Genomic DNA, 25,734 nt, shown 5'->3' with positions numbered 1-25,734 from the left:
AAAGGTTGGAATATGAGAAAAGTGGTCGCCGGCAAGCTGCACGGCATCTATGTGACAGAAGCGAACTTGAACTATCGTGGGTCGATCGCCCTCGATCCAGACCACTGCGAGGAGGCAGGTATCCTGCCGATGGAGTTTGTCGAGATCTGGAACAAAAACTCTGGAGCGCGAATATCCACATATGTCATTCTTGGCGAACGCGGCTCTCGATGCTGCATTTTGAATGGCGCGGCCGCTAGAACATGTCAGGCCGGCGACCAAATAATCATTTGCAATTCGATCTATCTTGGCGAGGCGGAGCTGACGTCCATCAAGCCGAAGATCCTAACCTTCGATGAAAACAACGTTGTCCGCGACAGGCTGAGTTACTCGGTGTCGCTGGATGAGAGGGGGCGCTATGCCTTCGATATTCGCGATGAGAATTCCAACCCTCTCCCAGTACCCACACTGGTGTCGGACCGGTAAGGCAAATGCCCACCCCAGCATCGCGCCTCGAACGCAGACCTCTTCAGGCCCGGTTAGGTCACCGCTCAGCGACATAACTTCTGCTCCGACCATCGCCACTCCGTTGATTTTTGAATTTGTCGAAGTGGCGCCGCCCGGTCTGGCGGCGTTCTCAAAGAGCGAGGCACGTTGACTCGTAGGACGCACCGGACCAAGAGCAGTTGACTGGTTGGCAGCTTTGGTCCAACGCGCAACTATGGTAAACCAAAGCGGCCAGAACCTGTGCTGTTGCGGAGCAGGCCGCATGGAGGCTCAGCAAGGCCTTCTTTGGCAAAACGTTCGAGTATCGCAACGATATCCCCAAGTCCCCGTGTCTCGGCGTAATGCATCAGACCGCCTCTGAAGCGTGGGAATCCATAACCGTGAATTTGAACGAGATCGATGTCTTCAGACCGCGCAGCAATCGTCTCGTCCAGGATTCTTGCGGCCTCGTTGATCATGGGCAATACGATGCAATCAACGATCTCGCCTTCGCTCCACTGTCGCTGCGGCGTGGCCAAGGCTTCGGCAGCGATTATGCCAGCAACTGCAACGGACGGCTTGGGCGTCCGATCGCCCTTGTCGTAGTCATACCAGCCACCACCGCTCTTCTGCCCGAAACGTCCCAAGGCATAGAGCCGATCGGCGACCGGTGCAAAGGGCGTCTCTCCCCTTACGCGGGCAGCCCGACGCTGAAACGCAGCGATGTCGAGACCACCAAGGTCCTGCGCCTCGAACGGCCCCATCGGCAGGCCAAAGGCACGCATGGCGGAATCGACGGTCTGCGGTTCTGCACCCGACAACAGCAGGCGTTCCGCCTGTGCACGTGTGACCTTGAGTATCCGGTTGCCGATGAAGCCATCACAGATGCCGGCACGGACCGGGATCTTGTTCATCATGCGGGCGAGTGCGAAGCCAGTCGCGAGCGTGACCGGGGCCGTATCCGGTGTTGGCACGATCTCCAGCAGCTTCATCACCTGAGCTGGACTGAAGAAGTGCAGGCCAAGAAAGCGCTCCGGATGCGCGATGTCGGCCGCGATCTGCCCCGGATCGAGATAGGAGGTGTTGGTGGCCAGCAAAGTATCGGGGCGGCAGACTGCCGACAGTCTGGCGAAGACATCGCGCTTGACGCCGAGATCCTCAAAGACTGCCTCGATTACGAGGTCGACGTCAGCGAGGGCACCGTAGTCGGTCGTGGCGGTCACTGCGGCAAGCCGCTCTTCCGCGACATCGGGGCTGATCTTGCCGCGCTTGACGGAGCTTTCGAAGATTGCGCGCAGATTGGAAAGCCCGCGGTCGAGCGCCTCGCTGTCACGCTCGACCAGTGTGACTGGCAATTGGGCATCACAAAGTGCCGCAGCGATCCCGGCTCCCATCGTTCCGCCGCCAATCACCGCAGCGGATCTGATCGATTGCGGGACTGTCGCGCGAAGCTCTGGCGGCCTTGGTGCTGCACGCTCCGCGAAGAAAACGTGACGCAAGGCTCGAGCCTGGGGCGAGCCGCGCAAGTCAAGGAATGTCTCACGTTCAAACTCCATTGCAGCCTCGAACTCGTATTCGCAGGCCTTGCGGATACAGTCGAGAGCCCGAAGGGGAGCCTGTTCCCGCTTGGCGCGCAACGCAACTGATTTCGCAGTTGTCTCCCAAAAGCTCGCCTCCACGGCAGGGACGTACCGTTCGCAAAGGGGAGGCGGGAGGGGTTGGGCGAGAGCCAGGCGGAGGAAGTCGATCGCGCCGCTTTCCAGGTCGTCTTCGACAACGGCATCGATCAACCCTTGCGCGCGAGCCCGCAGGGCCGTGACAGGTTGGCCAGACGTGACCATGTCAGCGGCGAGCGCCGCTCCGGCCAGACGCGGAAGGCGCACCGTGCCGCCAGCACCCGGGACGATCCCCAGCCGTACTTCTGGCAGACCGATGCTCGCCGATGGCGAGGCCACGCGAAAACGGCAGCCGAGTGCAATCTCGAAGCCTCCGCCGAGCGCACTGCCGTGGATTGCTGCGACCCACGGCTTGGCCGTCTTCTCGATACGCGTGACGAGGTCTGGAAGGTGAGGGGGGAGGGGCGGTTTGCCGAATTCGCTCACATCGGCCCCGGCAATGAATGTCCGTCCGGCGCAGATCAGCACCACCGCGTCAACCGAGGGGTCGCGGTCGAGCGCCTCAGCGGCGTTCCAAAGATCCTGTCGTACAGCCTGCGAAAGGGCATTGACCGGCGGGTTATCAACGGTCACGACGGCGATCTTGCCGATCTGTTTTATTGTCAGTGTCATTTGCTTGCATCCTCGTCTGCATCGCAAAGCTGTCTGGTTCCGTTCGTTCCTATGCCGTCATTGCGGGCAGGGAGGGAATAAGGCTTCGCGTTGTTGGCGTCTTGGTAACCGGTCAGACCGTCCTCGGTTGGCGCCACATCACTGTGCTAAACCGCTCTGCCACGAAGGCGGCGTCGGTGAGGCTGGCATTACCTGCCGGGTTTGCACCTGTGACGTGGAAGTCGCTGAAGGCAGCGCTCTGGTTCACGAAAATTCCTCCCGTCAAATTGATCGAGAGGTTGACGCCAGCGTTGCAAAACGCGTTTACGGCGTTCTCAATCCTGGTGTCATCCGTATCATAGAGCGCCGCCGTGATCGCACCCTTTCGACGGGCTAGGCTTGCCGCCCTCTCAATGCCTTCGGCCGCATCGGCTACCGCGACGACAAAGGCGATCGGACCGAAGCGTTCTTCCTCGTGTGCATCTGTCTTTTCGGCATCCACGCCAAGGATAAGAGGGGTTGCCGTGCGCGCATCCCCGGCATCGATCGGGGCAGAGTCGCGAATGAGCGTTCCAAGGCCGCGAGCTGTCTCGATCCGCGCCAGGGTTGCCGAATTGGCAATTGCGCCACAGACGCCGTTAGCACGCGCAGGATCGGCAAGAAGGTCATCGATCGCCGAGGCAATTCCCTTCGCGACGTCCTCAAAACCCTTATGGCCTTGGTTCGTCGCGATGCCACTCCGGGGGACATAGATGTTCTGCGGGGCGGTGCACATCTGGCCGCTATAGAGCGAAAGCGAAAAGGCAATATTCGCGCACATGCCGGCAAAGTCGTCAGTCGTTGCGACGACCACCGAATTGACACCGGTTTCTTCGGTGTAGACCTTCGCCTCTCCGGCATGCCGCCGCACCCACTCCCCAAAGCTGCTGGAGCCGGTGTAGTCGATGATGGAAACGGCTTCGCTCTGAACGAGGCCAGCGGTGATTTCTGCACCCGGAGCGTCCGGTGCGAGAAGCGCGATATTGCGGTCAAAACCTTCTTCCGCAAGCACCTGTCGAATAACCGAAATGGTGATCGCGAGAGGAAGAATTGCACCTGGATGCGGCTTGACGATGACCGTATTGCCGGTCGCGAGGCTGGCAAACAGGCCCGGATAGCTGTTCCAGGTCGGAAAGGTTTGGCAGCCGATCACCAGCGAGACACCTCTGGGAACGACCCGCCAGTGCTTTTGAAGAACGATCGGCTCGGCTTTGCCCTGCGGTTTCGACCACACGGCCTGCGCAGGCGTGCGGCTCATCTCCGCGTAGGCATAGGCGACGGCCTCAAGGCCGCGGTCTTGCGCGTGCGGTCCCCCAGCCTGGAATGCCATGGCAAAGGACTGCCCCGTCGTGTGCATGACAGCATTGGCGATCTCAAAGCTGCGGTGATTGAGACGTGCGAGTACTTCCAGGCAGACGCCGACACGGGTCTTGATCGGGGCAGTTGCCCATGCGGATGCTGCAGCCTGCGAGGCGGCAATCAGGCTGTTTGCATCGGCCGCCGGATAAGTGACGCCGAGCGACGGGCCGAATGGCGAAACTTCGGCCCCGACAATCCCACTTCCAGGATGACCGGGCAGGTCGAAGGGCCTGCCAAGCTGGGCGTTATAAGACGCCAGACCATCGTCCTTGGCTGTTTCGCCATAAATCTTGCCGCTTGGGATTTCAGGATAGGCCGACCAATAGCCGCGGTCCTGCGTGGCCTTGAGGGCCGCCACAAGGGTCGGCTGGTAGCGGTCAAAAAGGGCATCCATTATATGTTCCTCGCGTGGTGTGGATTTATAATTGACCGGCCGGTCGGTTTATGCAAGAGTTTTTTAATGAACCGCCCGATCCTGGCGGAACTGGAGGAAACATGTCCGAATCCGACACCGTCCTGTCGGCGCTTGCCGATGGCGTCCTTGCCTTGACGCTCAATCGCCCAGACAAACTCAATGCCTTTAACGAGGAGATGCATGTGGCGCTGCGCAACGGCTTCGAGCGCGCTCACAACGATGCGGCGGTGCGCGCCGTGCTCCTGACCGGGGCAGGACGTGGCTTTTGCGCCGGGCAGGATCTCGGTGACCGTGATCCGCGAAAGGGTGGGATAGCCCCGGACCTCGGACGTACCATTGAACTGTTCTACAACCCGCTGATCCGGCTGATCAGGACGCTCGACAAACCAGTCGTCTGTGCGGTGAATGGCGTCGCCGCCGGCGCCGGCGCCAATATCGCGCTTGCCTGCGACATCGCTCTGGCAGCACGATCAGCTCGCTTCATCCAGGCCTTCGCGAAGATCGGTCTGGTACCCGACTCCGGCGGCACCTGGAGCCTGCCACGCCTGCTTGGAGAGGCGCGCGCCAAGGCGCTCGCACTGACGGCTGAACCGCTCGATGCGGAAACGGCGGCGAGCTGGGGCCTGATCTGGAAAGTGGTCGACGATGCGGCACTTCTGGATGAAGCCCATGCGCTTGCCAGCAGACTGGCAGCCGGACCAACGAAGGGTCTCGGCATGACCAAGCGCGCCCTCCAGGCTGCTGCCACCAATTCGCTGGATCAGCAGCTTGAACTCGAACGCGATCTGCAGCGCGAGGCCGGCCGTAGCGCGGATTATGCCGAAGGCGTCGCCGCATTCCTGGAAAAGCGCAAGCCGGAGTTTAAGGGACGATGACGGACCGGGTAGTTCTGACGGCACAGGAGCTTGCCGATGCCTGCGCGGATGCGATGTGGCATGAGGACAATGCCACCCGGCATCTTGGCATGAGAAGAGACCGCGTTGCGCCGGGCCTTTCGGTGATCTCCATGATCATCAGACCCGAAATGACCAACGGACACGGAACGTGCCATGGTGGATATATCTTCACATTGGCCGATTCCGCCTTCGCCTTTGCCTGCAACACGTACAATCAGCGCGCCGTCGCGCAGCATTGCTCGGTCACCTTCATCGCACCCGCCTTTGTCGGCGACCGATTGACGGCGACCGCGCGCGAGGTCTCGCGACGCGGGCGCGGCGGGATCTACGATATCAACGTGACCAATCAGAATGGCGATCACATTGCTGAATTCCGCGGCCATTCGCGCACGGTCAAGGGCACTCTTTTGCCGGACGAGGCGTAAAGCCGCCGGCCGCTTATCTCGGAGGAGACAGACATGGAAGACCTATCACCACGCCCCGGCGACCTTGACGCGATCGAAAGGGCATCGCGCGACGAGATTGCCGCGCTCCAGCTTGACCGGATGAAATGGTCGCTGGTCCACGCCTATGACAACTCATCGTTCTACCGTGTCCGCTTCGATGAGGCAGGCATCCACCCCTCGGATCTGAAGTCGCTCGCCGATCTTGCGAAGTTCCCGTTCACGACCAAGAAGGACCTTCGCGACACCTATCCGTTCGGAATGTTTGCCGTGCCCAGGGAGAAGCTGGTGCGCATCCATGGTTCTTCGGGCACCACCGGCAAGCCGACGGTCGTCGGTTACACACAAAAGGATATCGACACCTGGGCAGACATGGTGGCGCGTTCGATCCGGGCTGCCGGCGGCCGCAGAGGCGACATGGTGCATGTTGCCTACGGCTACGGGCTCTTTACCGGTGGCCTTGGCGCCCACTACGGCGCCGAGCGGCTTGGCTGTACCGTCGTGCCGATGTCCGGTGGGATGACGGAGCGGCAGGTCATCCTGATGCAGGATTTCAAGCCCCGCATCATCATGGTCACGCCCTCATACATGCTTTCGATCCTGGACGAGTTTCGTCGGCAGGGGATCGATCCGCGCGAAAGTTCGCTGGCGGTGGGCATCTTCGGTGCCGAGCCCTGGACCAATGCGATGCGCCAGGAGATCGAACAGTCGTTCGACATGCATGCCGTCGATATCTACGGCCTCTCCGAGGTCATGGGACCGGGCGTTGCCAGTGAGTGCGTCGAGACCAAGGACGGCCTGCACATCTGGGAAGACCACTTCTATCCTGAAATTATCGACCCGGTGACGGGCGAGGTTCTTCCCGACGGAGAGATGGGCGAGCTCGTCTTCACGACCTTGACCAAGGAAGGTCTGCCAATCATCCGCTACCGCACACGCGACCTGACGCGGCTGCTGCCCGGCACGGCCCGTTCCATGCGGCGCATCGAAAAGATTACCGGCCGCTCCGACGACATGATGATCCTGCGCGGCGTCAACGTCTTCCCGACGCAGATCGAGGAGCAGATCCTCAAGTGTCAGGGCCTTGCCCCGCACTTCCAGATCGAACTCAATCGGGCCGGGCGGATGGACCAGATGACGGTTCATGTCGAGTGTACGCCTGACGCAGCCGACGAAATCGCCCGCGCCTCATCGGCAAAATCCCTTGCCCACTACATCAAGAGCATCGTTGGTGTTACCACAAAGATCGAGATTCGCGATCCGGGTGGAGTCGCCCGGTCCGAGGGCAAGGCGAAACGGGTCGTCGACAACAGACCCAAGGAATAAGGACAGACGCTTCCCGGCACGGAGACGTCGGGAAGCGTCATTAAGAGCTTACAGCGGCTTATCGCGTGGAGGGCGCGAGAGAAGGACAGGGACACAGGATCATATGGCACGCACGCGCGCGATCGACTTTGAAGAAAAACAACGCAGCCTTTTGAGCAGCGCCGCTGCCGTCTTTGCAGAGATGGGGATGGAGAAAGCGTCCATGGCCCACATTGCCTCGCGCAGCAACGTCTCCAAGGCTCTCCTCTATCACTATTATCCGAGCAAGGACGCGTTGATATTCGACATCATTCGCAACCATCTCGAGGAACTGGAAGCCGCCGTTGCCGCTGCAGACGAGCCGGGGGCGACACCCCAGCAGCGTCTACGGTTGCTGGTGCGGCAAGTGCTTGAAAACTACAGAGACGCCGACAACGAGCACAAGGTGCAGCTGAACGGCACGAGTGCGCTGTCGCAGGACCAGCTTGATGAGCTACGCGCGATCGAGCGTCGGATCGTCAAGCGCTTCTCCAACACCATCATTGAGATCAACCCGGATCTCAACGCCAGCAAACCTCTCTTGATGCCCGTTACGATGTCGCTCTTCGGCATGATGAACTGGGTCTACATGTGGTTTCGCCCGGGTGGCCCGGTCAGTCGTGACGAGTATGCCGATATCGCCACGACCTTGATCCTCGAGGGCGTAAAGGCTGTCCGATAGGGATACTCAATCCCCGAATTTCAGCCGCTCCAGGATCAAGGGATCATAGTCCGGGGCCCTGATGCGTCGACGCTCTGGCTCCGGCGCGCTAAGCGGCTGGGCTGGCTGAAGCTTTTCCCTGGCCTCAAGTGCGAGGCGTTGATAGACGCCCGTGCCCTGGCGTTTCCAGGCCATTTCCTTCTCGCTGAGTTCGCGAACGACCCGGGCAGGGGAGCCGACGGCAAGGCTGTTTGCGGGGATCTCGGCCCCCGCCTTGACGAAGGCCATGGCGGCAACGATCGAATTTTCCCCGACGATGGCCTCGTCCATGACGACCGCATTCATCCCCACCATTGCATTGCGACCAATCCGACAACCATGCAAAACGGCGCCATGGCCGATATGTCCCTCTTCGCCGATCACCACTTCGACATTGGGGAAGCTATGGACGACGCAGGTTTCCTGGACGTTCGACCCGCGTTCCATCACGATGCGTCCGAAGTCCCCGCGCAATACGGCGCAAGGCCCGACATAGCAGGCAGGACCTACAATGACGTCGCCGATCACCACAGCGGCCGGATGGACGAAGGCCTCCGGATGGATGACGGGCACGACACCATCATAGGAATAGACCTGCGCCATGTCAGTCAGTCCCTTCTTTTGGCGACCATCGTCAACACGTCATATTGAGCGACCGTCGCTGCATTCTGGTTGGTTACCCGGCAGTCCCAGCGCACTTCGCCGTGCTCGGCCCCGATGCGCGGATTGATCTCCTTGCAGGTCAACTGCACCTGCAAGGTATCACCGGGATTGACTGGCGTGAGGAAGCGCAGGTTGTCGACGCCATAATTGGCAAGAACCGGGCCCGGGGCTGGGTCGACAAAGAGGCCAGCGGCAAAGGAAACGATCAGATAGCCGTGGGCAACGCGCCCGTCGAAGAACGGATTGGCCTTGGCCGCATCCTCGTCCATATGGGCGTAAAACGTATCACCGGTGAAGTTGGCGAAATGCTCTATATCTTCAAGCGTCACCGTCCGTGTGCCGGTGACGAGCTGATCGCCGATCTGCAATTCCGCAAGCGACTTGCGGAACGGATGTTCCTGGTCCTTGCGCACCTCGGCATCCGGGACCCAGCGGCCGGTGACCGCCGACAGAAGCGTCGGCGAGCCCTGGACCGCAGTGCGCTGCATGTAGTGCTTGACCCCACGAATCCCGCCCAGCTCCTCGCCGCCGCCGGCCCGTCCAGGACCACCGTGCACAAGGCCTGGCAACGGCGAGCCATGGCCGGTCGAGCTCTTCGCGCTGACGCGATTTCCGATCAGTACGCGGCCGTGGAATGGAGCCATACCAAGGACCACCTCTTCGGCGAAGGCCGGATCGTTGGTGAAGACCGAGGAGACTAGGCTACCCTTGCCGCGGCGGGCAAGATCGACGGCCTCGTCAGCGCTGTCATAGGGCATGACCGTGCTGACCGGACCAAACGCTTCAACGTCATGAACAGCCCGGGCGTGCGAGGGATTGTCGCAATAAAGGAGCACCGGGTTGAGGAAGGCACCAGCTTCGACGTCACCCGAGACGATGCGGGGAATGTCCGGATCACCCGCAACGATCTCGGCGTCGGCCAGGAGATCGCGGATGCGCGCGCGGACCTCGTCGCGTTGGGCAAGGCTAGCAAGCGGTCCCATTCGAACGTTTTCATCGGCGGCATTGCCGAGCACCGTTTTGCCAAGGCGCTCGCCGAGGGCTGAGATCAGAGCGTCGCAATAGGGGCGGGGTGCGATGACGCGACGGATGGCCGTACACTTCTGACCTGCCTTTGCCGTCATCTCTCGGGAGACTTCCTTGACGAAAAGGTCGAACTCCTCAGTACCGGGGGCGGCATCGAGACCGAGAACAGAGGCATTGAGACTATCTGCCTCCATCGTGAAGCGCACCGAGTTGTCGATGATCGCCGGATGGGTTTTCAGCTTGCGGCCGGTCCAGGCCGAGCCGGTGAAGGTGACCACGTCCTGTCCATCGACATGGTCCAGGAGGTCGCCTACGGAACCGCAGACAAGCTGCACCGCGCCTTCGGGAAGCAGGCCCGTTGCAACCATGTGACGTACGACGAGTTCAGTCAGGTAAGCCGTCTGGCTCGCCGGTTTGACGATCGCCGGCATGCCGGCAAGCAGGGTCGGCGCCAGCTTCTCGAGCATGCCCCAGACCGGAAAGTTGAATGCATTGATATGTATGGCGACGCCCTGCAGCGGCGACAAAATATGCCGGGCGGCGAAAGTTCCGTCGCGCGACAGCGGTTCTACTTCTCCGTCAACGAGGACACGCGTGTTGGGCAGTTCGCGCCGGCCCTTTGAGGCATAGGACAGCAAGGTGCCAATGCCGCCATCGATATCGATCCAGCTGTCTGTCTTTGTCGCACCGGTTGCCGACGAGAGCGCGTAGAACTCCTCCTTGCGCTCCATCAATGCTTGGCCAAGTGCCTTCAACATAGCGGCACGCTCGTGGAAAGACATGCGACGCAGTGCGGGGCCTGCCTTTTCTCGGCCGTAACCCACGGATGAGGCAAAGTCGACGCCAGTGGAATCGATTGTAGCCACCGGCACCCCCGTCGAGGCATCAAGTAGCTTAGTGCCATCCTGCGTGCCAGGAACCCAGCGGCCATAGACATAGCTTTCGAGACGACGGGGCGGGTTTGCCAGAACATTCATTGTCTTGTCCTTCCGGGTCAGTTCAGATTGAGCGCGTTAAGCTGCTCGTCAACGGCCGCCTGCCATTGTGAAAGCAGCGCCTCGTTGGGGGTGTGGCGCAGGCCAAAGCGCGCCAACGTCTCGTAGCGCGCCGAGCCGGAGAGCCCGAAGCTTGCAGCAACACGCGGGCGCCAGTAGGAGATCGCTGCTCGCGCCGCTGTCGTCCCGTCTTCACTTTGGACAATTCGCTTCAGTCCCTCGACGCCGAGCTCGGTGTGATGTGCCTCGCGCGGTAAAATGGCACGGAACACTTCGGCAAGCGGCTGATAGGAAACATGGGTAAGCTCGCGCAGCTGGATGGCACTCGCACTGCCCATCAGCACGTTCATGACCACAGCGTCGACCCAGCCCTGCAAGGGATAGTGGAAGACCGAAAGGCGCATGTCACCGCTCTGCCGGGCGGCACCGATGTCGGTTGCGCGGGCTAGCCGGGCGTCCCAGGGATGATGAACCGCATAGCGGCCAGTGTCTGCGCCGAAACTCCCCATGATATCAAGGACCCGACCGGCATGGTCGGTTTTCTCAAGCACTATCTTGGCAGAGGCGATACGTTCCTTGATACCGGGCGCATCGTTGATCGTATCGGCAAACCCGGCAGCACCTGCAAGCTCGCTGTCAACGAAACTTGCCATCAGCCGCAAAAGCTCGCCGCGATAGCGTGGTGGGACGTTGTCAGGCGACGTCAGCGCGCCACCCTTGAGCAGGTATTCCTCGATCGGCATCGTATCGGACATCGGCTATTCCTCCTTCGCTGGCGCGCCTTATTGGTCGTAGCTGACCACGACACGGTCGCTCAGCGGATAACACTGACAGGTCAAGACGTAGCCCTGGCGCACTTCGTAATCCTCCAGCGCGTGGTTGACCTCCATCTCGGTCTCACCCTCGATGACCTTGGCCCGGCATGTGGAACACACACCTGCCTTGCAGGCGTAGGGGGCGTCCATACGGTTCTCCAACGCCGCTTCCAAAAGAGTTTGTCCCTGCTTCGGCATCTTGAAAACACGCGTTGCGCCGTCGAGCGTGACCGTTGCCTCACAGCTCGCGTCGCGATCGTGAGAGGCTGTGCTTTCGGTTTTGCGGCGCGCCCGACCCGGCTGCGAGGATGCAAAGAGCTCGAACTTGATCTGCTCGTCGCGCATCCCGTGATCGCGAAGCGCGGCTGCGATCGTCAGCATCATCGGTTCGGGACCACAGATGAAGGCCGTGTTGACGGATTTGAGGTCAACCCAATGCCGGAAGAGCGCCGCACATTTGTCCGCATCGATCCGGCCGGTGAAGAGGTCGATATCCTGTGCCTCGCTTTCCAGAACATGCAGAATTGACAGGCGGCCAAGGTAGCTGTTCTTCAGGTCATCCAGTTCCTCGCGGAACATGATCGAACTGATCTGACGGTTCGCGTAGACGAGCGTGAAGCGCGATTTCGGTTCACGCGCCAACGTGGTTTTGATGATGGAAAGAACCGGTGTAATCCCGCTGCCGGCAGCAAATCCGAGGTAGTTCTTGGATATTTCGGGTTCGATCGCGGTGAAGAAGGCCCCCGTTGGCGGCATGGCTTCAAGCGTATCACCGATTTGCAGTTCCTCGTTCGCCCAGGTCGAAAAGCATCCGCCATCCACCCGCTTGATGCCGACCCGCAGTACACCCTCGTCGCGCCCGGCACAGATCGAATAGGATCGGCGCAACTCCTCGCCGTCAAACTTGCGACGGAACGTCAGGTACTGTCCCTGCGTGAAATCGAACGAGCTTCGGTCCTGGTCAAGCGGAGCGAGCGTGACAACCACGGCATCACGCGTCTCGCGCCTGACGTCGGTGACCTGAAGAGAATGGAAACGTGCCATGTTACGGACCTCACGAGGCAAAAGTCAGATGCACTTGAAATAATCGAATGGTTCCAGACAGTCGGTACAGCGATAGCTCGCCTTGCAGGGCGTCGAACCGAACTGGCTGATCTTTTCCGTCTTCGTCGACCCGCACCGCGGACAGGCGATCGTCAGATTGGAGCGGCCGGATAGGCGATCGGCGCGCAGGCGCAGGAGGCCATCTATCGCGGTACCATCAACGGGTGGCGTGATACCGTAGGCCTTGAGCTTTTCGCGACCATCGGCACTAATCCAGTCCGTCGTCCACGCCGGCGAAAGCTGACGCTCGAGCCGCAGCTTATCGATCCCCTTGTCGTGTAGAGCCCGCTCGATATCCAGGTTGATGATCGCGGTTGCCGGACAGCCCGAATAGGTCGGTGTTACTGTCACAACCAGCGTGTCGCCTTCAAAAGCGATGGCTCGGATAATGCCGAGATCGACAAGCGAGATCACCGGGATTTCCGGATCCGGAACCTCCCCAAGCCACTGCCAGACATCTGCGGTCGATGGCAAAGTCGCGGTCGTCATAACCGCCTCCCTCCGTTACCAGGTCGCGCCCGGATAAGCCCGCTGCAAAAACTGCAGGTCAGCGAGGATGAAGCCCATGTGTTCGGTATGAACACCGCGTTTGCCGCCCTTGTGCATGTAACCGTCCGTCGGCTTCTTCAGTGTCGCCTCTGACAGTGCCTCGCCAACCAGTTCGTCCCACGCAGCTTTCAGGCTCTCGGGTTCCGGCGCGATGCCCGCCTCGGCCAGCTCCACGTCGGACGTGTCGCCCATAAAAAGCTCGCCGGTATAGGCCCAGAGGTCGTCAAGTGCGCCCTGCATGCGGCGATGGCTTTCGGCAGTACCGTCGCCAAGGCGGATGATCAGGTCACGGCTGCGATCGAGGTGGTAGGCAACTTCCTTGGTGGCTTTTTCGGCAATGTCTGCAATGCGTTTGTCGGTCGAGCCGCAAAGTGCCTTCAGCATGAGGAAGTGCCAGGCGTCAAAGAGAAACTGACGCATCAGCGTCGTCCCAAAATCGCCGTTCGGACGCTCGACGAGCAGAACGTTGCGGAAGTCGCGAGCATCACGCAGATAAGCAAGATTGTCGGCGCTGCGACCACGACCTTCGATCTCTCCGGCAAGGCCGAGCCAAAGCTGCGTCTGACCGATCAGATCAAGCGCCGTATTGGAAAGCGCGATGTCCTCTTCAAGGGCCGGTGAATGCCCGCACCATTCTGAAACGCGATGACCGAGGATCAGTGAATTGTCGCCGAGACGGGTCAGGCACTCGAAAAGAGTCGCGTCACTGACTGATATATTGGAGATCGCGCTCATCACATGTGCCCCACTTCATCCGGAATGTCGAAGAAAGTCGGATGCCGATAGACCTTCGAATTCGACGGATCAAACAGCGGGCCCTTGTCGGACGGCGCGCTGGCCGTGATGTCGCTGGACCGAACGACCCAAATGCTCACACCTTCATTGCGACGAGTGTAAACGTCACGGGCGTTGTTGACGGCCATCTCGGCATCGGGCGCATGAAGGCTGCCAACATGCCGGTGATTCAAGCCGTGCTGGCCACGGATGAAAACTTCCCAAAGGGGCCATTCGCTGGACATGGTTGTTTCTCCCTGCTCGCATTTCCTCGGCCGAAGGCGCGAGATCGCGGATTTGTTACGATAGCAACTACTCAAAGAGCGCCTCGCGGCGTTCTGACATTATTCGGCGGCGACCTGCGCAGCGGCACGACGCGATTTCATCTTGTCGGCATGTGCAACGAGACCGTCACGGAACCAAGCGCCGTCGTTCCATGCCTTCTGCCGTGCGCCAAGGCGCTCGGCATTGCACGGACCGTTGCCAGCGATGACGGCGAAGAACTCGGTCCAGTCAGGTTCGCCGAAATCATAGCCACCCTTTTCCTCGTTCCACTTCAGATCCGGGTCCGGGACCGTGAGGCCGAGGTATTCTGCCTGCGGTACCGTCTGGTCGACGAACTTTTGGCGCAGCTCGTCGTTGGAGTTCTGCTTGATCTTCCAAGACATCGATTGTGCGGAATGCACCGATGCGTCATCGGAGGGGCCAAACATCATCAGCGATGGCCACCACCAGCGGTTCAAGGCGTCCTGGACCATTTCCTTCTGCGCGGGCGTTCCCTTGACCATCTTCATCAGGATGTCGAAGCCCTGGCGTTGATGGAAGCTTTCCTCCTTGCAGATGCGGACCATGGCACGGGCATAAGGCCCGTAGGAACAGCGCTGCAACGGCACCTGGTTCATGATCGCAGCACCATCGACCAGCCAGCCGATCGCGCCGATGTCTGCCCAGTTCAGCGTCGGGTAGTTGAAGATCGAGGAGTACTTTGCCTTGCCACTATGCAGCTGTTCATACATTTCGTCCCGGCTAATTCCGAGCGTTTCAGCGGCACAGTATAGGTAGAGCCCGTGTCCGGCCTCATCCTGCACCTTGGCGAGTAATATCGCCTTGCGCTCCAAGGTGGGCGCTCGGGTGATCCAATTGCCTTCCGGCAGCTGACCGACAATCTCGGAATGGGCGTGCTGGCTGATCTGACGCATCAACGTCTTGCGATAGCCTTCCGGCATCCATTCCTTTGGCTCGATCTTCTGGCCGGCGTCGACCCGTTCCTGGAAGGCGCGTTCGACGGGATCCATTTCGTCGAGCGTCTTGACGTGGGCGCTGTCGGTCTTGACCATCTGTGCGTACATCGTTTGTCTCCCTTGCCTTCGCGCGTCAGACGCGCTCGAGGATGATGGCGATGCCCTGGCCGACGCCGATGCACATCATGCAGAGCGCATAGCGGCCGCCACGGCGGTGCAATTGGTAGGTTGCGGTCGTTACCAATCGGGCCCCGCTCATCCCGAGTGGATGCCCCATTGCGATGGCACCACCATTCGGATTGACATGGGGCGCGTCATCGGGAAGGTCCAGATCGCGCAGCACGGCAAGCGCCTGCGCAGCAAATGCCTCGTTAAGTTCGATCACGTCCATCTGCCCGATAGCGAGTCCAGCACGTGCGAGGACTTTCCGGGCAGCTGGCGCCGGGCCCACTCCCATGATGCGCGGCTCAACGCCGGCTGCAGCCATCGCGACGATGCGTGCTTTCGGCGACAACCCCTGTGTTCTTGCAACTGCCTCGCTTGCGATAACGAGGGCCGCAGCGCCATCGTTGACGCCCGAAGCATTGCCCGCGGTGACACTGAGGTCCGCACCGTTGACGCCTTTGAGCCTTGAAAGTTGCTCGGCAGTCGTGCCCGGACGGGGATGCTCGTCGCGGTCAACAACAACTGCATCGCCCTTCTTCTGAGCTACCCGGACTGAGACCAGTTCGTCTGCAAACAGGCCAACCTTCTGCGCAGAGGCCCACCGCGCCTGGCTGCGGGCGGCAAAGGCGTCCTGATCGGCACGGCTGACGCCAAAATCTTCAGCTACATTGTCGGCCGTCTCTGGCATGGAATCGACGCCAAATCCCGCCTTCATTTTCGGATTGATGAAACGCCAGCCGATCGTGGTGTCGTAGACCGCGTTTGCCCGGGAGAAAGCACTGTCTGCCTTTGGCATCACGAAAGGCGCTCGGCTCATGCTCTCCACACCACCCGCGACAACGAAGTCGCAATCACCTGCGCGGATCGCCCGCGCTGCCATTCCGACGGCATCCATGCCGGAACCGCACAGCCGGTTGATCGTGGTTGCGGGGACGGTGACCGGCATTCCGGAAAGCAGCACTGCCATGCGGGCGACGTTGCGGTTGTCTTCACCCGCCTGATTAGCACAGCCGAGGATAAGATCATCGACCCTGCTCCAGTCCACACCCCTATTTCGTTCCATAAGGGCAGCGAGTGGCAAGGCTGCGAGATCGTCCGCGCGCACCGAAGAAAGTACGCCGCCATAGCGGCCGATGGGTGTGCGAACGGCATCGCAGATGAACGCTTCCGGCATGCGCAATTTCCTCCTGCTCCCGATCGGCTCTCGCATCAAATACATTAACCGACCGATCGGTCATGTATTTAGCACGCACTATGTCACAGATCAATGAAAATTTCCGATAAGTTGTGACGTTTAAATTCACCCCGAAATTCTAACACAAAACCAGCATGTTCGTGACCTTGGGAGCGCATCAATGCAAGCGCTGCCGGCGGCGAAGCGGGCAGGGCACCGAATCCACGAGGGAAGGCTCGCCAAGTTGCTGCTGCCTGTTCGCAAGCGTCATGGTTGGCTGCTGGCTCCGTGGGCGCCGGTACGGTGAAGGGACGACGGGAACCTTCGGATCCGACCCAGTAGCCGACGCACCTCGCACGCGCTCGGGTCAAGCACATGTGCGCCGACAGGAACGTCATGCGGCCGGCGCTTGCCTTCAGCAAAACCTCGGTCCGCTGCAGATAACGCAACCGCAGTCATCCCATTCGCAGTCTCCGCCGTCATCGGTGAGAGAGTGACACTCCTACTTTGCAGACGCAGGACACTTTTGTCTTGCCGTGGACGCCGCCGGTCGATTTTCAAACAAGATAAGGCGAGGGTGCTTTGGCATTGACCGCGTCAGGGCAATCGTTTCAGCAATCGAATCCTGTTTCCCGGCGCAAACGCGACGATCTTGTCCTGCTCCAGAGCATAGAGGATTGCCATGATTTCTTCCTGAGAAAACCCAGCTGCGTTCAAGGGAACAGCAATGTCGAACAGGTTGATTGTCATGTCTGGCTTCAGCTTTAGTGCGCGCAGCTTCTCGGTCACGGCAGCTTCTGTATCCTCAAATCGGCTCATAACGCGATCCAAGCAGGGACCCGACTGAAAATGCGCTTGTCCCGTTGTCCGCTCTCAAAGCCAGATCCGACGATCGCTACATCCACTATCACTGGTTTGATGGCGCTTCCACCCGATGGTTGAGCGGCCTCCGCATGTTCGCCGCTCATTGCTGGTTGAAACCGGGCGTAATACCGGGAGAGGCGTCGCCCGCCAATTTACCGTCGGTGTTCTCGCCAACAGCTTCTCTACGCCGATTTCTGAGATATTCGGCGATGCCGCCACCACATGCTCTGTAGAGATCTGCGGCCAAATAGCCGGCAGCTTCCGCTTTCGCCCGAATGATCTCGGCTTGCTGTTCCAGGGCGGGTTCCCCATCGAAATTCACATCGTCATTGTCTACGTTCTCTTCGAGCCAGTCTAGGATGTTCTTCATGGCGTTCTCCGCTGTTGCACGGCGGCGCATTCGGGCCGCGTCATGGTGCGATAACGTCCGACATCGGCGAGGGTTGCGGATTGTAGCCGGGTGCGCGCGCAGAAATCTCCTATGTCGGTTACTGCCGTTCGGCGGCCGGGTGAGATTCTCAGCCCCTGCAAGTCACTGGCCGAGATCGACGATCTTCTACCGATGCCATGGCCCTCTGGATCGGCGTCCTTACGCCTATGACGAACTAGGCGGCCTTTTAGCGATTTTTCTCCAACTCCATGACTGCTATAATTAAACAAGCTTTGGCCATCACGTTGAAGGGAGCGGCCATGGGAGGTGAGTGGACGAAACATTCCTTACTCCTAGCTTCGGCAACAGCGGGGTGGCTCGCATTTGCCGTAGCGACCGAAGCGACACCACTCGATGAGTTGGTTGCGGCCGCCAAGGCTGAAGGCCAGCTCAACGTCATCGGTTTGCCCCACGACTGGTGCGGGTACGGTGCCATCATCGACGGTTTCAAGACAAGGTTCGGGATACCGGTGATCGAGCTTTCGCCGGACATCGGATCCACCAAGGTGATCGACGAGATAAGAAACGCGCGGGCGGTGAGTGCTGCGCCTGCGCCTGACGTGATAGACGTTGGCCACCCTTTCGCTTCGTCAGCGAAAAAGGAGGGGTTGCTTCAGCCCTACAAAGTGAGGACCTGGGCGACCATCCCGGACGCCGCCAAGGATGCGGACGGATACTGGGCCGGCGCCTACTATGGAACGATCGCGATAGAGGTGAACACGGACATCATCAGGATATTGCCGACCAATTGGGCGGATCTTCAAAAGCCTGCATATAAGGGCGCGGTTGGTCTAGCCGGGGATCTTGGTTCCAATCAGGCAATCCAGAGCATTTTCGCCGCCGGCCTTTCGGCAGCGGGCGGCAACCATGAGACGGCCGCCGAATTGGGGCTGACGTTTTTCGCCACCCTCCATGAGAAAGGAAACTTCGTCTCGCTCGTCGGCAATCTCGCTACGCTTGTCGACGGACGAACGCCGATCCTCATCCGTTGGGACTATCTTGCTATTGCGGACCGCGAGAGACTGAAGGACAAGAGCAGGATCGAAATCATCAGGCCGAAGACCGGCGTGGTCGCGGGGGTTTATGCGCAGGCGATCAGCGCTTTCGCCGCACATCCGAATGCCGCCCGTCTGTGGCTCGAGTACCTGTACTCGGATGAAACCCAGCTCATGTTCGCCGACGGCCATTGCCATCCAATTCGTTCAGGGGAAATGGTCCGCAGTGGCAGGATGCCCAAATTGCCGATGCCTGAGGCACAATCCCGAGGTTCAGGCACCGAGGCCGATCCACTCTTTCCAACGGTTGAAGAGCAGGAACGGGCGAGGGATGTCATCATCGACCGTTGGGGCAGCGTCGTCGGGGTGACGATCGATTGCGACTCGAAGGGCACTGCTGCCGATATCCCTATGGTTTTCAATGATATCCCCGTCGGACAGTGCTCAATACCTAATCCATAACGACCGTGTATGGCACGGTTGGCCTGCTGATCAAGTTCATGGTGACCATGTCGCCCACCCAGCAGCCGCTGCTCAATCTCGCGCGAGCGCTTCCGTGACCGCCGGGTTCCATCCGAGACGGCACGGGCGACCAAGTGCTCGGATGCGAGAGTGCCGAGTGCTTGAGGCTTCCACGGCAGGACGTCTAGGAATGGGGCCTAGGAAAGGCGCCGGAGGTTCGAGAGCCGCTCGTCAACAAGGGACGACATCAGGACGTCGCCGGGAGATCCCACGCAAAAGTGTGGTGGACCAGGCAGGCATAAGATATAAAGAGCCCCACCTGAACGCGGAGCAGGTGGGGCACCCCCGCGACTGGGCCGAGGGAGGACGGGGAATTGCGGGCCGGTTCTTCCTGTCCCGAACAAGCCCTCCCGGCATTTGTTCCACGCAATGAGCCCCTTGGCTTGCCGGTCTGATTGGCCTCAGGGAAACTCGAAAGCGATGCCCGCATCCATCGCCGCGGCTAGAAAGGCATATTGAGCCGCCTCGTTTGTCACGGTGCCATTCCCAACGCCCTGAGATGCTTCCATCGCTTCGAGAAAGGAGGAACTATCTTGTATTGGCCAATCGGACGACAGCAGATGCAGCGCGTCCGTTGCCGAAGCGGGGTTCCCGGAACCATCTAATGACGAGCATATTATGTTTATTACAATTTATAATTGCAAAAGTGGCATAATCTATCTTATGGAACACCCTTGTAGCCGCAAGTTAAAGTGTCCTGATGAAAATCGAATGCCGAGTTTTCCCAAACGAACCGCTGGCATCCGCAATGAGAACCTCGAATCCTCCGTGTCGCGTCCAGCCAAATATTCTACGGGCGAGCGATTGATTGGATTCGTCCAACAAAGTGGTCGCCTATCCGATCCTTTTGGCAAGATGGTATCTGTGCCGACCAGCGCCACCGCCGTCTACTTTGAGCAGTTACATACGTACTACGACATGTCCTCTCGCGACAGAGTCGACCAACGGTATCGGAAACCTATTTTGCGCTTGTCTCAGAAATCAAGGGCTCAAGAGCGGTGGAACCTCGCCTGGCGATCAGTTGTTGCGATCGGTGTCGTTGGACACCAATTGCCCCACATCGGAAGTGCGATACATCGTGACAATTCGAAGGATTTCTTCGGCGTCTGTGATTGTCATCTTCGAAAAGCTTCCGCCATTTCAGCGCATGAATTCAAGCAATCGCACACATGCGACCGCCTTTCCTGGATTGATAGATGTCCGTTTTGCTTTGGTCATCGCGTATTTGAATGGCGAACGTCCAATTGCGTCAATAGCCGGTGAGATTAGCAACGGTCATGTCGAGGGTTCGGTGACAGGTTGTTTTTACAACCTATGCTTGTTGCAACTAACACTTCGAAAGAGCCTAGGTAGCCTCGCGCCTAGTTGGCTGAAACTCGAGCGGGAAAGCAATGCGGGACGCTTCAGACTGCACGGCTCCGGACTCGAACAGCGCTGCTGTCAATCGCCGAACGGATCTGTCGCTGGCGCGCATTTAAGGGTCACGATCTCGGGACGTTCCGGTTCTCCTAGATAAAGAGTAGGGCCGTCAGTACCGCTTCAAAGCTTGGCGGACGCATTTCCTCCCGTGCCCATATCAGTACGCGGTCACGCTACGTGTGCGGCTGCATGTGATGCCTCATAAAATCCAACTGATCGATGCAGGTTTCGAGAAAAATTCCGCGAAGCTCGCAAGAGCGCCTTCGCTGAGTGTTCCACGGCCATCAAGGCTGCCGCGACGCGGCTCGCCGCATGAATGAAGGTGCGCCTTGTATTCCCCTCTCCCGTCGCAGAGACCAAGCGGCACCGACCAAAGGCACTTACTGGTGATCGCGGATCCCAAGACAGCGTCGGATACAAGTCGGGCGACATGGCCGTTGCCATCGCAAGTCTACATTGAGGCAATCGGCTGAGGCCAACAATCAGCGCGATAAAATGATCTTCTTGCACGAAGAGCGCAAGTCCGCAAGATTCGTTCTGCTCGAACTCTCAGGAAGTGGTCGCTCGATATGTTCAAGTGGCTGGCGCGGCTCCGCAGGAGCATCCAGATTCTGCCCGACGTCAACCCTTCGCCTGACGAAACCGAGGCGGCGTACATTCCAGGCTTTGAATGCCAGTCAAGCAGCCTGGATCATTCGCGTAGTATCCAAGGAGTGTTCAGCAGGTGGCACGACAAGGAGGATGTCATCGGCGATCCGCCACTGTGGCGACTTTTCATGGACGACGAGCGGAAGTGGTCCGCACAGGGAAGGTTCGCCGGGAAAGATATCAACTGTGGGCATTATTTCGCTTTGTCACCTAAGGCAGCCCTCTCGGAGGCCCAACACTATGAGATGCAAATCGAGAACGCGGCATTCGTGGAAGCGGATGCATCGTTCGACAAAATCTTGAATCTTACAGAACCCGCTGCACGACGCCGCGCATACGAGGCCGTAACCGAGGCATCGTATCGTGCGGATACGTTCATCGCTGAGGAGATGGCCGAAGAGGTAACGGGCGGCACAAGCTTGACTGACAACGTTGGGAAGTGGGCAATTGGTTCGGGTTACGAAGGCATTCTCTACTTCGCCCCGAGGCTAATATGGGGACCTACTACCAAGGCTGTCGCTGAGACACGACCACCGAGGCCTTGGGACCCTAGCCTCCTTGAATACTGGGAAGACGTCACCCGCGCTCACCGCGATGTGAACATAGTCATCTTTCGAAGCCGATACCTGACGTCCTGTGTTCGTCGCCACAGAACGGACAATGGACCTTGGATGGACAACGAACAATTCGGTAAGGCCGAAGAGGAGATCGAGGCGGCGCTCGCTGACCATCCGCACTATCGGAAATTCGACGAGACATACCAAGCGAAGAAGCGGCGATTTAGGCTCGTAAGCGTCCGCTACAATGACATTGACTGAGTTGAAACGGCGTCGCAGCTGCTCAATCAACGCTGGCCGATACGAAGAACTCGGAACGTGGTGGACGGAAGACTCAGACTCGTCATTAATGCGCGGTGGGAGAACGTCGGATGTATAAAAAGCGGCTATTCATCAGCTTCGATTATGACAACGACGAAGCGCTCAAAACCCTGCTGGTTGGACAAGCAAAACATCCGGATAGCCCTTTCGAGCTGGCGGATTGGTCAATCAAAGAGGCGATAGACGTCCGGTGGAAAGACAAAGCTCGCCTGCGTATTCGGTCGGTAGATGTCGTCGCCGTAATCTGCGGGCAGCACACAAATACGGCAACGGGTGTCAGCGCCGAAATCGCCCAGGACAATAATGTCCCGTATTTTCTGCTCTGGGGCTATTTCGGGAAGTCCTGTGTGAAACCGATCGCCGCGTACGCGTCCGACACTATGTACCGCTGGACATGGGATAACCTGAAGCTTTTAATTAGGGGTAGCCGTTGAAAGTTCCGGCGCCGGTGCAGAAGCCATTCGCTTCCGGGGGGGGAAGGCGATGAAAGACCGCAAGGCACTGATCGTGGGGATCGATTACTACGAGCGTTTCACCCCGCTCCGGGGTTGCGTGGCGGATGCGCAGTCGGTCGCTCAAGTGCTAGAGAAACACGAAAACGGGGACTTGAATTTCCAAACGCCCCGAAAACTCCTGGGCACCGATAAATTGACGTCGGTCGACCGAAGGCAGTTTCGAGACAGCATCGTCAAGCTATTTTCCGGGAAGCCCGAAATCGCGCTCCTGTATTTCGCAGGCCATGGGTATATTGACGCAGCGGGCGGCTTTCTTTGTCCGAGCGACTGTCGGGATGGAAGCGATGGCATTCCGCTTCTCGAGGTTATGAACCTCGCGAAGCAATCCGGTGCCGCTAACAAGATCATCATTTTGGACAGCTGCCACGGAGGGATCATCGGTAACAAGCAAGCCGGCTCCGGCACTACCGAACTTGACCCTGGTTTCACCATTCTTACGGCGTCAAGCGAAGTGCAATACGCTCACGAGGGCGGCAATGGCGCACCGGGCGTCTTCACCAACCTACTGGTTGACGCCCTTGAAGGTGCGGCCGCCAACCTCGTCGGGGATATCACCCCTGGCAGCGTATACGCCCACATCGATCAATCCTTGGGACCATGGGGCGGCCAACGACCGGTTTTCAAGACCAACGTGGAATCCTTCGTTTCGCTCAGAAAGGCCCGGCCGCCTATCGCCCTGAATGAACTGCGCCAATTGCCAGAGCTTTTTCCAACACAAAACCATCAATTCCAGCTCGACCCCTCCTTCGAGCCCGAGCGGACGACCGACCAGGAAGCAGACTCCACGTTTCCGAAACCCGATCCAACCAACAACGCGGTTTTCGCGACACTCCAAAACTTCGCTCGAGTCAATCTTGTTCGGCCCGTGGGAACGAAGCACATGTGGCATGCCGCGATGAGTAGTCAACATTGCGAGTTGACGACACTCGGCAAGCACTACCGCAGATTAGTCGACGAGGGCCTTATCTAGGGAGATGGCTATGATTTCCGGGATTTCCCAGTTGATTGAAGAGCTTGCGGCGATAGAGCATGCCCGTTGGGCCCATTGGCAACGTTACGTCCATTCATCCTGTGAACGGCAGCCAGACGGTTCGCTAATCATTCCGAAGGAACTGGTTCGACGGTGGGAATTGCAGATAGAAACGGGATACTCTGATCTTTCGCCTGAGGAGAAGGCGAGCGATCGCGAACAGGTGATGAAGTACCTTCCCCTGATCGAGCGGTGGATTTCCTCAAGGGACAAGGCCCGGTGATGAGCGAAGATTTCGAGACGTTCAGAGACCCATTGCTGTCGGTCTTTCAGTCGGCTGTCGAGGAGATCGGTCAGAGGCTGGATGCGTCACACATCGGTGCTCGACGCCGAGGGCTGCAACGATCGGCATCAAGTCAGGCGAGAGAGGACGCCCGCAATATCGCTCGGCGAGAGGCAGGTTTGCCCGAACTCTACGACGGACCGCGTCCAAGGGACCTCCAGCTTCGAAGCGTCCCCCGTCTCTGTTCTGAGCTAGCGCTGCGATACCTAAAGGCGCTTTCCCGGAATGACAAAATGTCGCTTCAACAGGTCGCGGACGAATATGCCGGAAGTCCTTGTGACGGTGAGTGGATAACTTGCCTGGAGGAGTATCACCGTTACTTTGGGCCGGAAGGAGATCGCGCGGAAATCCCCTATATTCGGCCCGCGGACGTGGGGGATCGGATCATTTCAATCGCCGCTGATGCCAGTATCGCGCTGATGGCGGACTGGGGAACGGGCAACAACCCCGCATTTGAACTGCTCAGGGCCATCACAGATTTCGACCCTCAGGTCCTTATTCACCTTGGCGACATCTACTACTCGGGTACACCGCACGAGTGCCGGGAGAACTTCCTCGCTCCTGTCGAGAAAATCTATCGCAAGGGCACCGATAAAGCAGTCTACACCCTTTCCGGAAACCACGACATGTACTCCGGCGGGCTCGGCTTTTACGAACTGGTTCAGAGCCTGAACCCGGAACCCAAGGATCAGGGGGCGAGCTTCTTCTGCCTGAGGTCGACCGACGAGAATTGGCAGCTGCTGGCGTTGGATACCGGGAAGCACGACTACAGCCCGTATGGCGTCGGCGACGCCCTCGTCACTATCGACGACGATGAACTGGATTGGCATGTGAAACGGATGGAGGAGTTTCAGGGGAAGACAATTCTCCTCTCCCATCACCAATTGTTCTCCGCCTACTCCGAGGTCGGGCCAAAACTGGCGACCGGAAAGCGGAAGGCTACGAACCCGCATCTTTTGAGAGCGTTCAACGAGCTTTCGGCAAAAGGCGAGATTTCGGCCTGGTTCTGGGGCCATGAACATTCGCTCAGTATCTACCAGCCCTTTGAGGGGGTGCAGCGCGGCCGGTGCATTGGGCACGGAGCAATCCCCGTCTCCATCAAGGACGAGATCTACAAGCCGAGACATGATCTCGACCATATACCCGAGCTAATGAAGAACACCGAACTCGGAACGAACGGGAGCGTCTGGAATCACGGTTTCACCCTGCTCTCCTTCGCTGCGGACACATGCAAAGCGGCGTATTATGAGTTAAATAATTCCGTGCCACGTGAGGTGTTTACGGAGGAATTCTAAAGTTACCGGAGAACCACAACGCGCCGCTTACGCAAGTCGCCGGGCAGCTCGCCTTGTCCAACTGGCTCGAAGAAGCGCTTAGCCGACGTTAAACACGATGGCTCCGGATTGGCGCGCCACCAATGCCCTCCCCGCCCGCGAGCCTTTCATTGATTTGCCAGGGACAGTCGTTTCCGCTCGATCATCGCGTCGATACGTCTTCCCATCTCTGTCGCGGAAATGACTGGCCCTTTCAAACGCCGTGACCTTGCCCCGTTGAAATAATCCATTTTGAAGTAAGCTCTGGCCCATTGAGAGGACCAGGGAATGAAGCGCAGCCGTTTCACAGACGAACAGATTATCGGCATTCTGAAGGAGCACGAGGCGGGTACGCCGGTCTCGGAGCTTTGCCGCAAGCACGGCGTCAGCGATGCCAGCATCT

Annotated in this window: 26 protein-coding genes; 12 read left to right on the top strand and 14 right to left on the bottom strand. The window is 59.1% G+C overall.

From position 1 onward, the window contains the following. Nucleotides 1-12: 12 nt before the first annotated feature. Complete coding sequence (gene panD / locus FHT77_RS22455; RefSeq protein ID WP_183757059.1) at nucleotides 13-465, top strand: aspartate 1-decarboxylase; 453 nt, start codon at nucleotides 13-15, stop codon at nucleotides 463-465. Between the two features lie 233 nt (nucleotides 466-698). On the opposite strand, the gene FHT77_RS22450 is transcribed toward panD, so the two are convergent. Both FHT77_RS22450 and paaN read right to left on the bottom strand, forming a co-directional pair. Continuing rightward, a complete protein-coding gene (locus FHT77_RS22450) occupies nucleotides 699-2,753 on the bottom strand; it encodes a 3-hydroxyacyl-CoA dehydrogenase NAD-binding domain-containing protein (RefSeq protein ID WP_183757058.1) in 2,055 nt (684 codons plus the stop codon). 112 nt (nucleotides 2,754-2,865) lie between these two features. Next, a complete protein-coding gene (paaN, locus tag FHT77_RS22445) occupies nucleotides 2,866-4,524 on the bottom strand; it encodes a phenylacetic acid degradation protein PaaN (RefSeq protein WP_183757057.1) in 1,659 nt (552 codons plus the stop codon). A 101-nt stretch (nucleotides 4,525-4,625) separates the two neighbouring features. Between paaN and paaG the strand changes: the two genes are divergently transcribed. The 4 genes from paaG (at nucleotide 4,626) to FHT77_RS22425 (ending at nucleotide 7,910) form a co-directional block, all read left to right on the top strand. Then, on the top strand, nucleotides 4,626-5,420 hold the full coding sequence (paaG, locus tag FHT77_RS22440; protein ID WP_183757056.1) for a 2-(1,2-epoxy-1,2-dihydrophenyl)acetyl-CoA isomerase PaaG: 795 nt from the start codon (nucleotides 4,626-4,628) through the stop codon (nucleotides 5,418-5,420). Continuing rightward, the gene (gene paaI, locus FHT77_RS22435; RefSeq protein ID WP_183757055.1) at nucleotides 5,417-5,866 is read left to right on the top strand and encodes a hydroxyphenylacetyl-CoA thioesterase PaaI; all 450 of its coding nucleotides are present in this window, start codon (nucleotides 5,417-5,419) and stop codon (nucleotides 5,864-5,866) included. Before paaG ends, paaI begins: the two co-directional genes overlap by 4 nt. Before the next feature lie 33 nt (nucleotides 5,867-5,899). Next, nucleotides 5,900-7,210, top strand: coding sequence for a phenylacetate--CoA ligase PaaK (paaK, locus tag FHT77_RS22430; RefSeq protein ID WP_183757054.1), 1,311 nt, complete (start codon nucleotides 5,900-5,902; stop codon nucleotides 7,208-7,210). Nucleotides 7,211-7,313: 103 nt separating this feature from the next. After that, entirely contained in the window at nucleotides 7,314-7,910 is a 597-nt protein-coding gene (locus FHT77_RS22425) for a TetR/AcrR family transcriptional regulator (protein ID WP_183757053.1), read from the top strand. Nucleotides 7,911-7,916: 6 nt separating this feature from the next. Here the strand turns inward: FHT77_RS22425 and FHT77_RS22420 are convergent, their stop codons facing one another. From FHT77_RS22420 to FHT77_RS22370, 11 genes are all read right to left on the bottom strand, one after another. Next, a complete protein-coding gene (locus FHT77_RS22420) occupies nucleotides 7,917-8,531 on the bottom strand; it encodes a transferase hexapeptide repeat family protein (protein WP_183757052.1) in 615 nt (204 codons plus the stop codon). 5 nt (nucleotides 8,532-8,536) lie between these two features. Beyond that, nucleotides 8,537-10,594 (bottom strand): phenylacetic acid degradation bifunctional protein PaaZ, encoded by a 2,058-nt coding sequence (paaZ, locus tag FHT77_RS22415; protein ID WP_183757051.1) that lies wholly within the window; start codon nucleotides 10,592-10,594, stop codon nucleotides 8,537-8,539. 17 nt (nucleotides 10,595-10,611) lie between these two features. Then, nucleotides 10,612-11,367: a Phenylacetic acid catabolic protein gene (locus FHT77_RS22410; RefSeq protein ID WP_183757050.1), complete on the bottom strand. Its 756-nt coding sequence runs from the start codon at nucleotides 11,365-11,367 to the stop codon at nucleotides 10,612-10,614. 27 nt (nucleotides 11,368-11,394) lie between these two features. Next, on the bottom strand, nucleotides 11,395-12,471 hold the full coding sequence (paaE, locus tag FHT77_RS22405) for a 1,2-phenylacetyl-CoA epoxidase subunit PaaE (protein WP_183757049.1): 1,077 nt from the start codon (nucleotides 12,469-12,471) through the stop codon (nucleotides 11,395-11,397). 24 nt (nucleotides 12,472-12,495) lie between these two features. Further along, the gene (gene paaD, locus FHT77_RS22400) at nucleotides 12,496-13,020 is read right to left on the bottom strand and encodes a 1,2-phenylacetyl-CoA epoxidase subunit PaaD (RefSeq protein ID WP_183757048.1); all 525 of its coding nucleotides are present in this window, start codon (nucleotides 13,018-13,020) and stop codon (nucleotides 12,496-12,498) included. A gap of 15 nt (nucleotides 13,021-13,035) precedes the next feature. After that, nucleotides 13,036-13,815, bottom strand: coding sequence for a 1,2-phenylacetyl-CoA epoxidase subunit PaaC (gene paaC / locus FHT77_RS22395; RefSeq protein ID WP_183757047.1), 780 nt, complete (start codon nucleotides 13,813-13,815; stop codon nucleotides 13,036-13,038). Then, a complete protein-coding gene (gene paaB / locus FHT77_RS22390; protein WP_016557520.1) occupies nucleotides 13,815-14,099 on the bottom strand; it encodes a 1,2-phenylacetyl-CoA epoxidase subunit PaaB in 285 nt (94 codons plus the stop codon). Before paaB ends, paaC begins: the two co-directional genes overlap by 1 nt. A 99-nt stretch (nucleotides 14,100-14,198) precedes the next feature. Then, a complete protein-coding gene (gene paaA, locus FHT77_RS22385; RefSeq protein ID WP_183757046.1) occupies nucleotides 14,199-15,203 on the bottom strand; it encodes a 1,2-phenylacetyl-CoA epoxidase subunit PaaA in 1,005 nt (334 codons plus the stop codon). 25 nt (nucleotides 15,204-15,228) lie between these two features. Further along, nucleotides 15,229-16,434: a 3-oxoadipyl-CoA thiolase gene (gene pcaF / locus FHT77_RS22380; RefSeq protein ID WP_183757045.1), complete on the bottom strand. Its 1,206-nt coding sequence runs from the start codon at nucleotides 16,432-16,434 to the stop codon at nucleotides 15,229-15,231. A gap of 597 nt (nucleotides 16,435-17,031) precedes the next feature. After that, nucleotides 17,032-17,253 (bottom strand): hypothetical protein, encoded by a 222-nt coding sequence (locus tag FHT77_RS22375; RefSeq protein ID WP_183757044.1) that lies wholly within the window; start codon nucleotides 17,251-17,253, stop codon nucleotides 17,032-17,034. Between the two features lie 145 nt (nucleotides 17,254-17,398). Then, nucleotides 17,399-17,668, bottom strand: coding sequence for a hypothetical protein (locus FHT77_RS22370; RefSeq protein WP_183757043.1), 270 nt, complete (start codon nucleotides 17,666-17,668; stop codon nucleotides 17,399-17,401). Between the two features lie 320 nt (nucleotides 17,669-17,988). On the opposite strand from FHT77_RS22370, the gene FHT77_RS22365 reads away from it, so the two are divergent. Beyond that, entirely contained in the window at nucleotides 17,989-19,185 is a 1,197-nt protein-coding gene (locus tag FHT77_RS22365) for an ABC transporter substrate-binding protein (RefSeq protein ID WP_183757042.1), read from the top strand. 461 nt (nucleotides 19,186-19,646) lie between these two features. Here FHT77_RS22365 and FHT77_RS22360 read toward each other — a convergent pair whose 3' ends face one another. After that, the gene (locus FHT77_RS22360) at nucleotides 19,647-19,862 is read right to left on the bottom strand and encodes a DUF982 domain-containing protein (protein ID WP_259186226.1); all 216 of its coding nucleotides are present in this window, start codon (nucleotides 19,860-19,862) and stop codon (nucleotides 19,647-19,649) included. A 1,371-nt stretch (nucleotides 19,863-21,233) separates the two neighbouring features. On the opposite strand from FHT77_RS22360, the gene FHT77_RS22355 reads away from it, so the two are divergent. The 6 genes from FHT77_RS22355 to FHT77_RS22330 all read left to right on the top strand — a co-directional run. Further along, complete coding sequence (locus FHT77_RS22355; RefSeq protein ID WP_183757041.1) at nucleotides 21,234-22,130, top strand: hypothetical protein; 897 nt, start codon at nucleotides 21,234-21,236, stop codon at nucleotides 22,128-22,130. A 110-nt stretch (nucleotides 22,131-22,240) separates the two neighbouring features. Then, nucleotides 22,241-22,624: a TIR domain-containing protein gene (locus tag FHT77_RS22350; RefSeq protein ID WP_183757040.1), complete on the top strand. Its 384-nt coding sequence runs from the start codon at nucleotides 22,241-22,243 to the stop codon at nucleotides 22,622-22,624. Nucleotides 22,625-22,673: 49 nt separating this feature from the next. Beyond that, complete coding sequence (locus FHT77_RS22345) at nucleotides 22,674-23,675, top strand: caspase domain-containing protein (RefSeq protein ID WP_183757039.1); 1,002 nt, start codon at nucleotides 22,674-22,676, stop codon at nucleotides 23,673-23,675. A gap of 10 nt (nucleotides 23,676-23,685) precedes the next feature. Beyond that, on the top strand, nucleotides 23,686-23,958 hold the full coding sequence (locus FHT77_RS22340; RefSeq protein ID WP_246720077.1) for a hypothetical protein: 273 nt from the start codon (nucleotides 23,686-23,688) through the stop codon (nucleotides 23,956-23,958). A gap of 293 nt (nucleotides 23,959-24,251) precedes the next feature. Beyond that, the gene (locus tag FHT77_RS22335) at nucleotides 24,252-25,313 is read left to right on the top strand and encodes a metallophosphoesterase family protein (RefSeq protein ID WP_246720075.1); all 1,062 of its coding nucleotides are present in this window, start codon (nucleotides 24,252-24,254) and stop codon (nucleotides 25,311-25,313) included. A gap of 306 nt (nucleotides 25,314-25,619) precedes the next feature. Further along, a partial coding sequence (locus tag FHT77_RS22330) for a transposase (RefSeq protein WP_183757036.1) occupies nucleotides 25,620-25,734 on the top strand: 115 nt, incomplete at its 3' end.

The organism is Rhizobium sp. BK181 (genome assembly GCF_014193305.1).
GTDB lineage: Bacteria > Pseudomonadota > Alphaproteobacteria > Rhizobiales > Rhizobiaceae > Rhizobium.
This window is presented reverse-complemented; position numbering and strand designations above follow the sequence as displayed.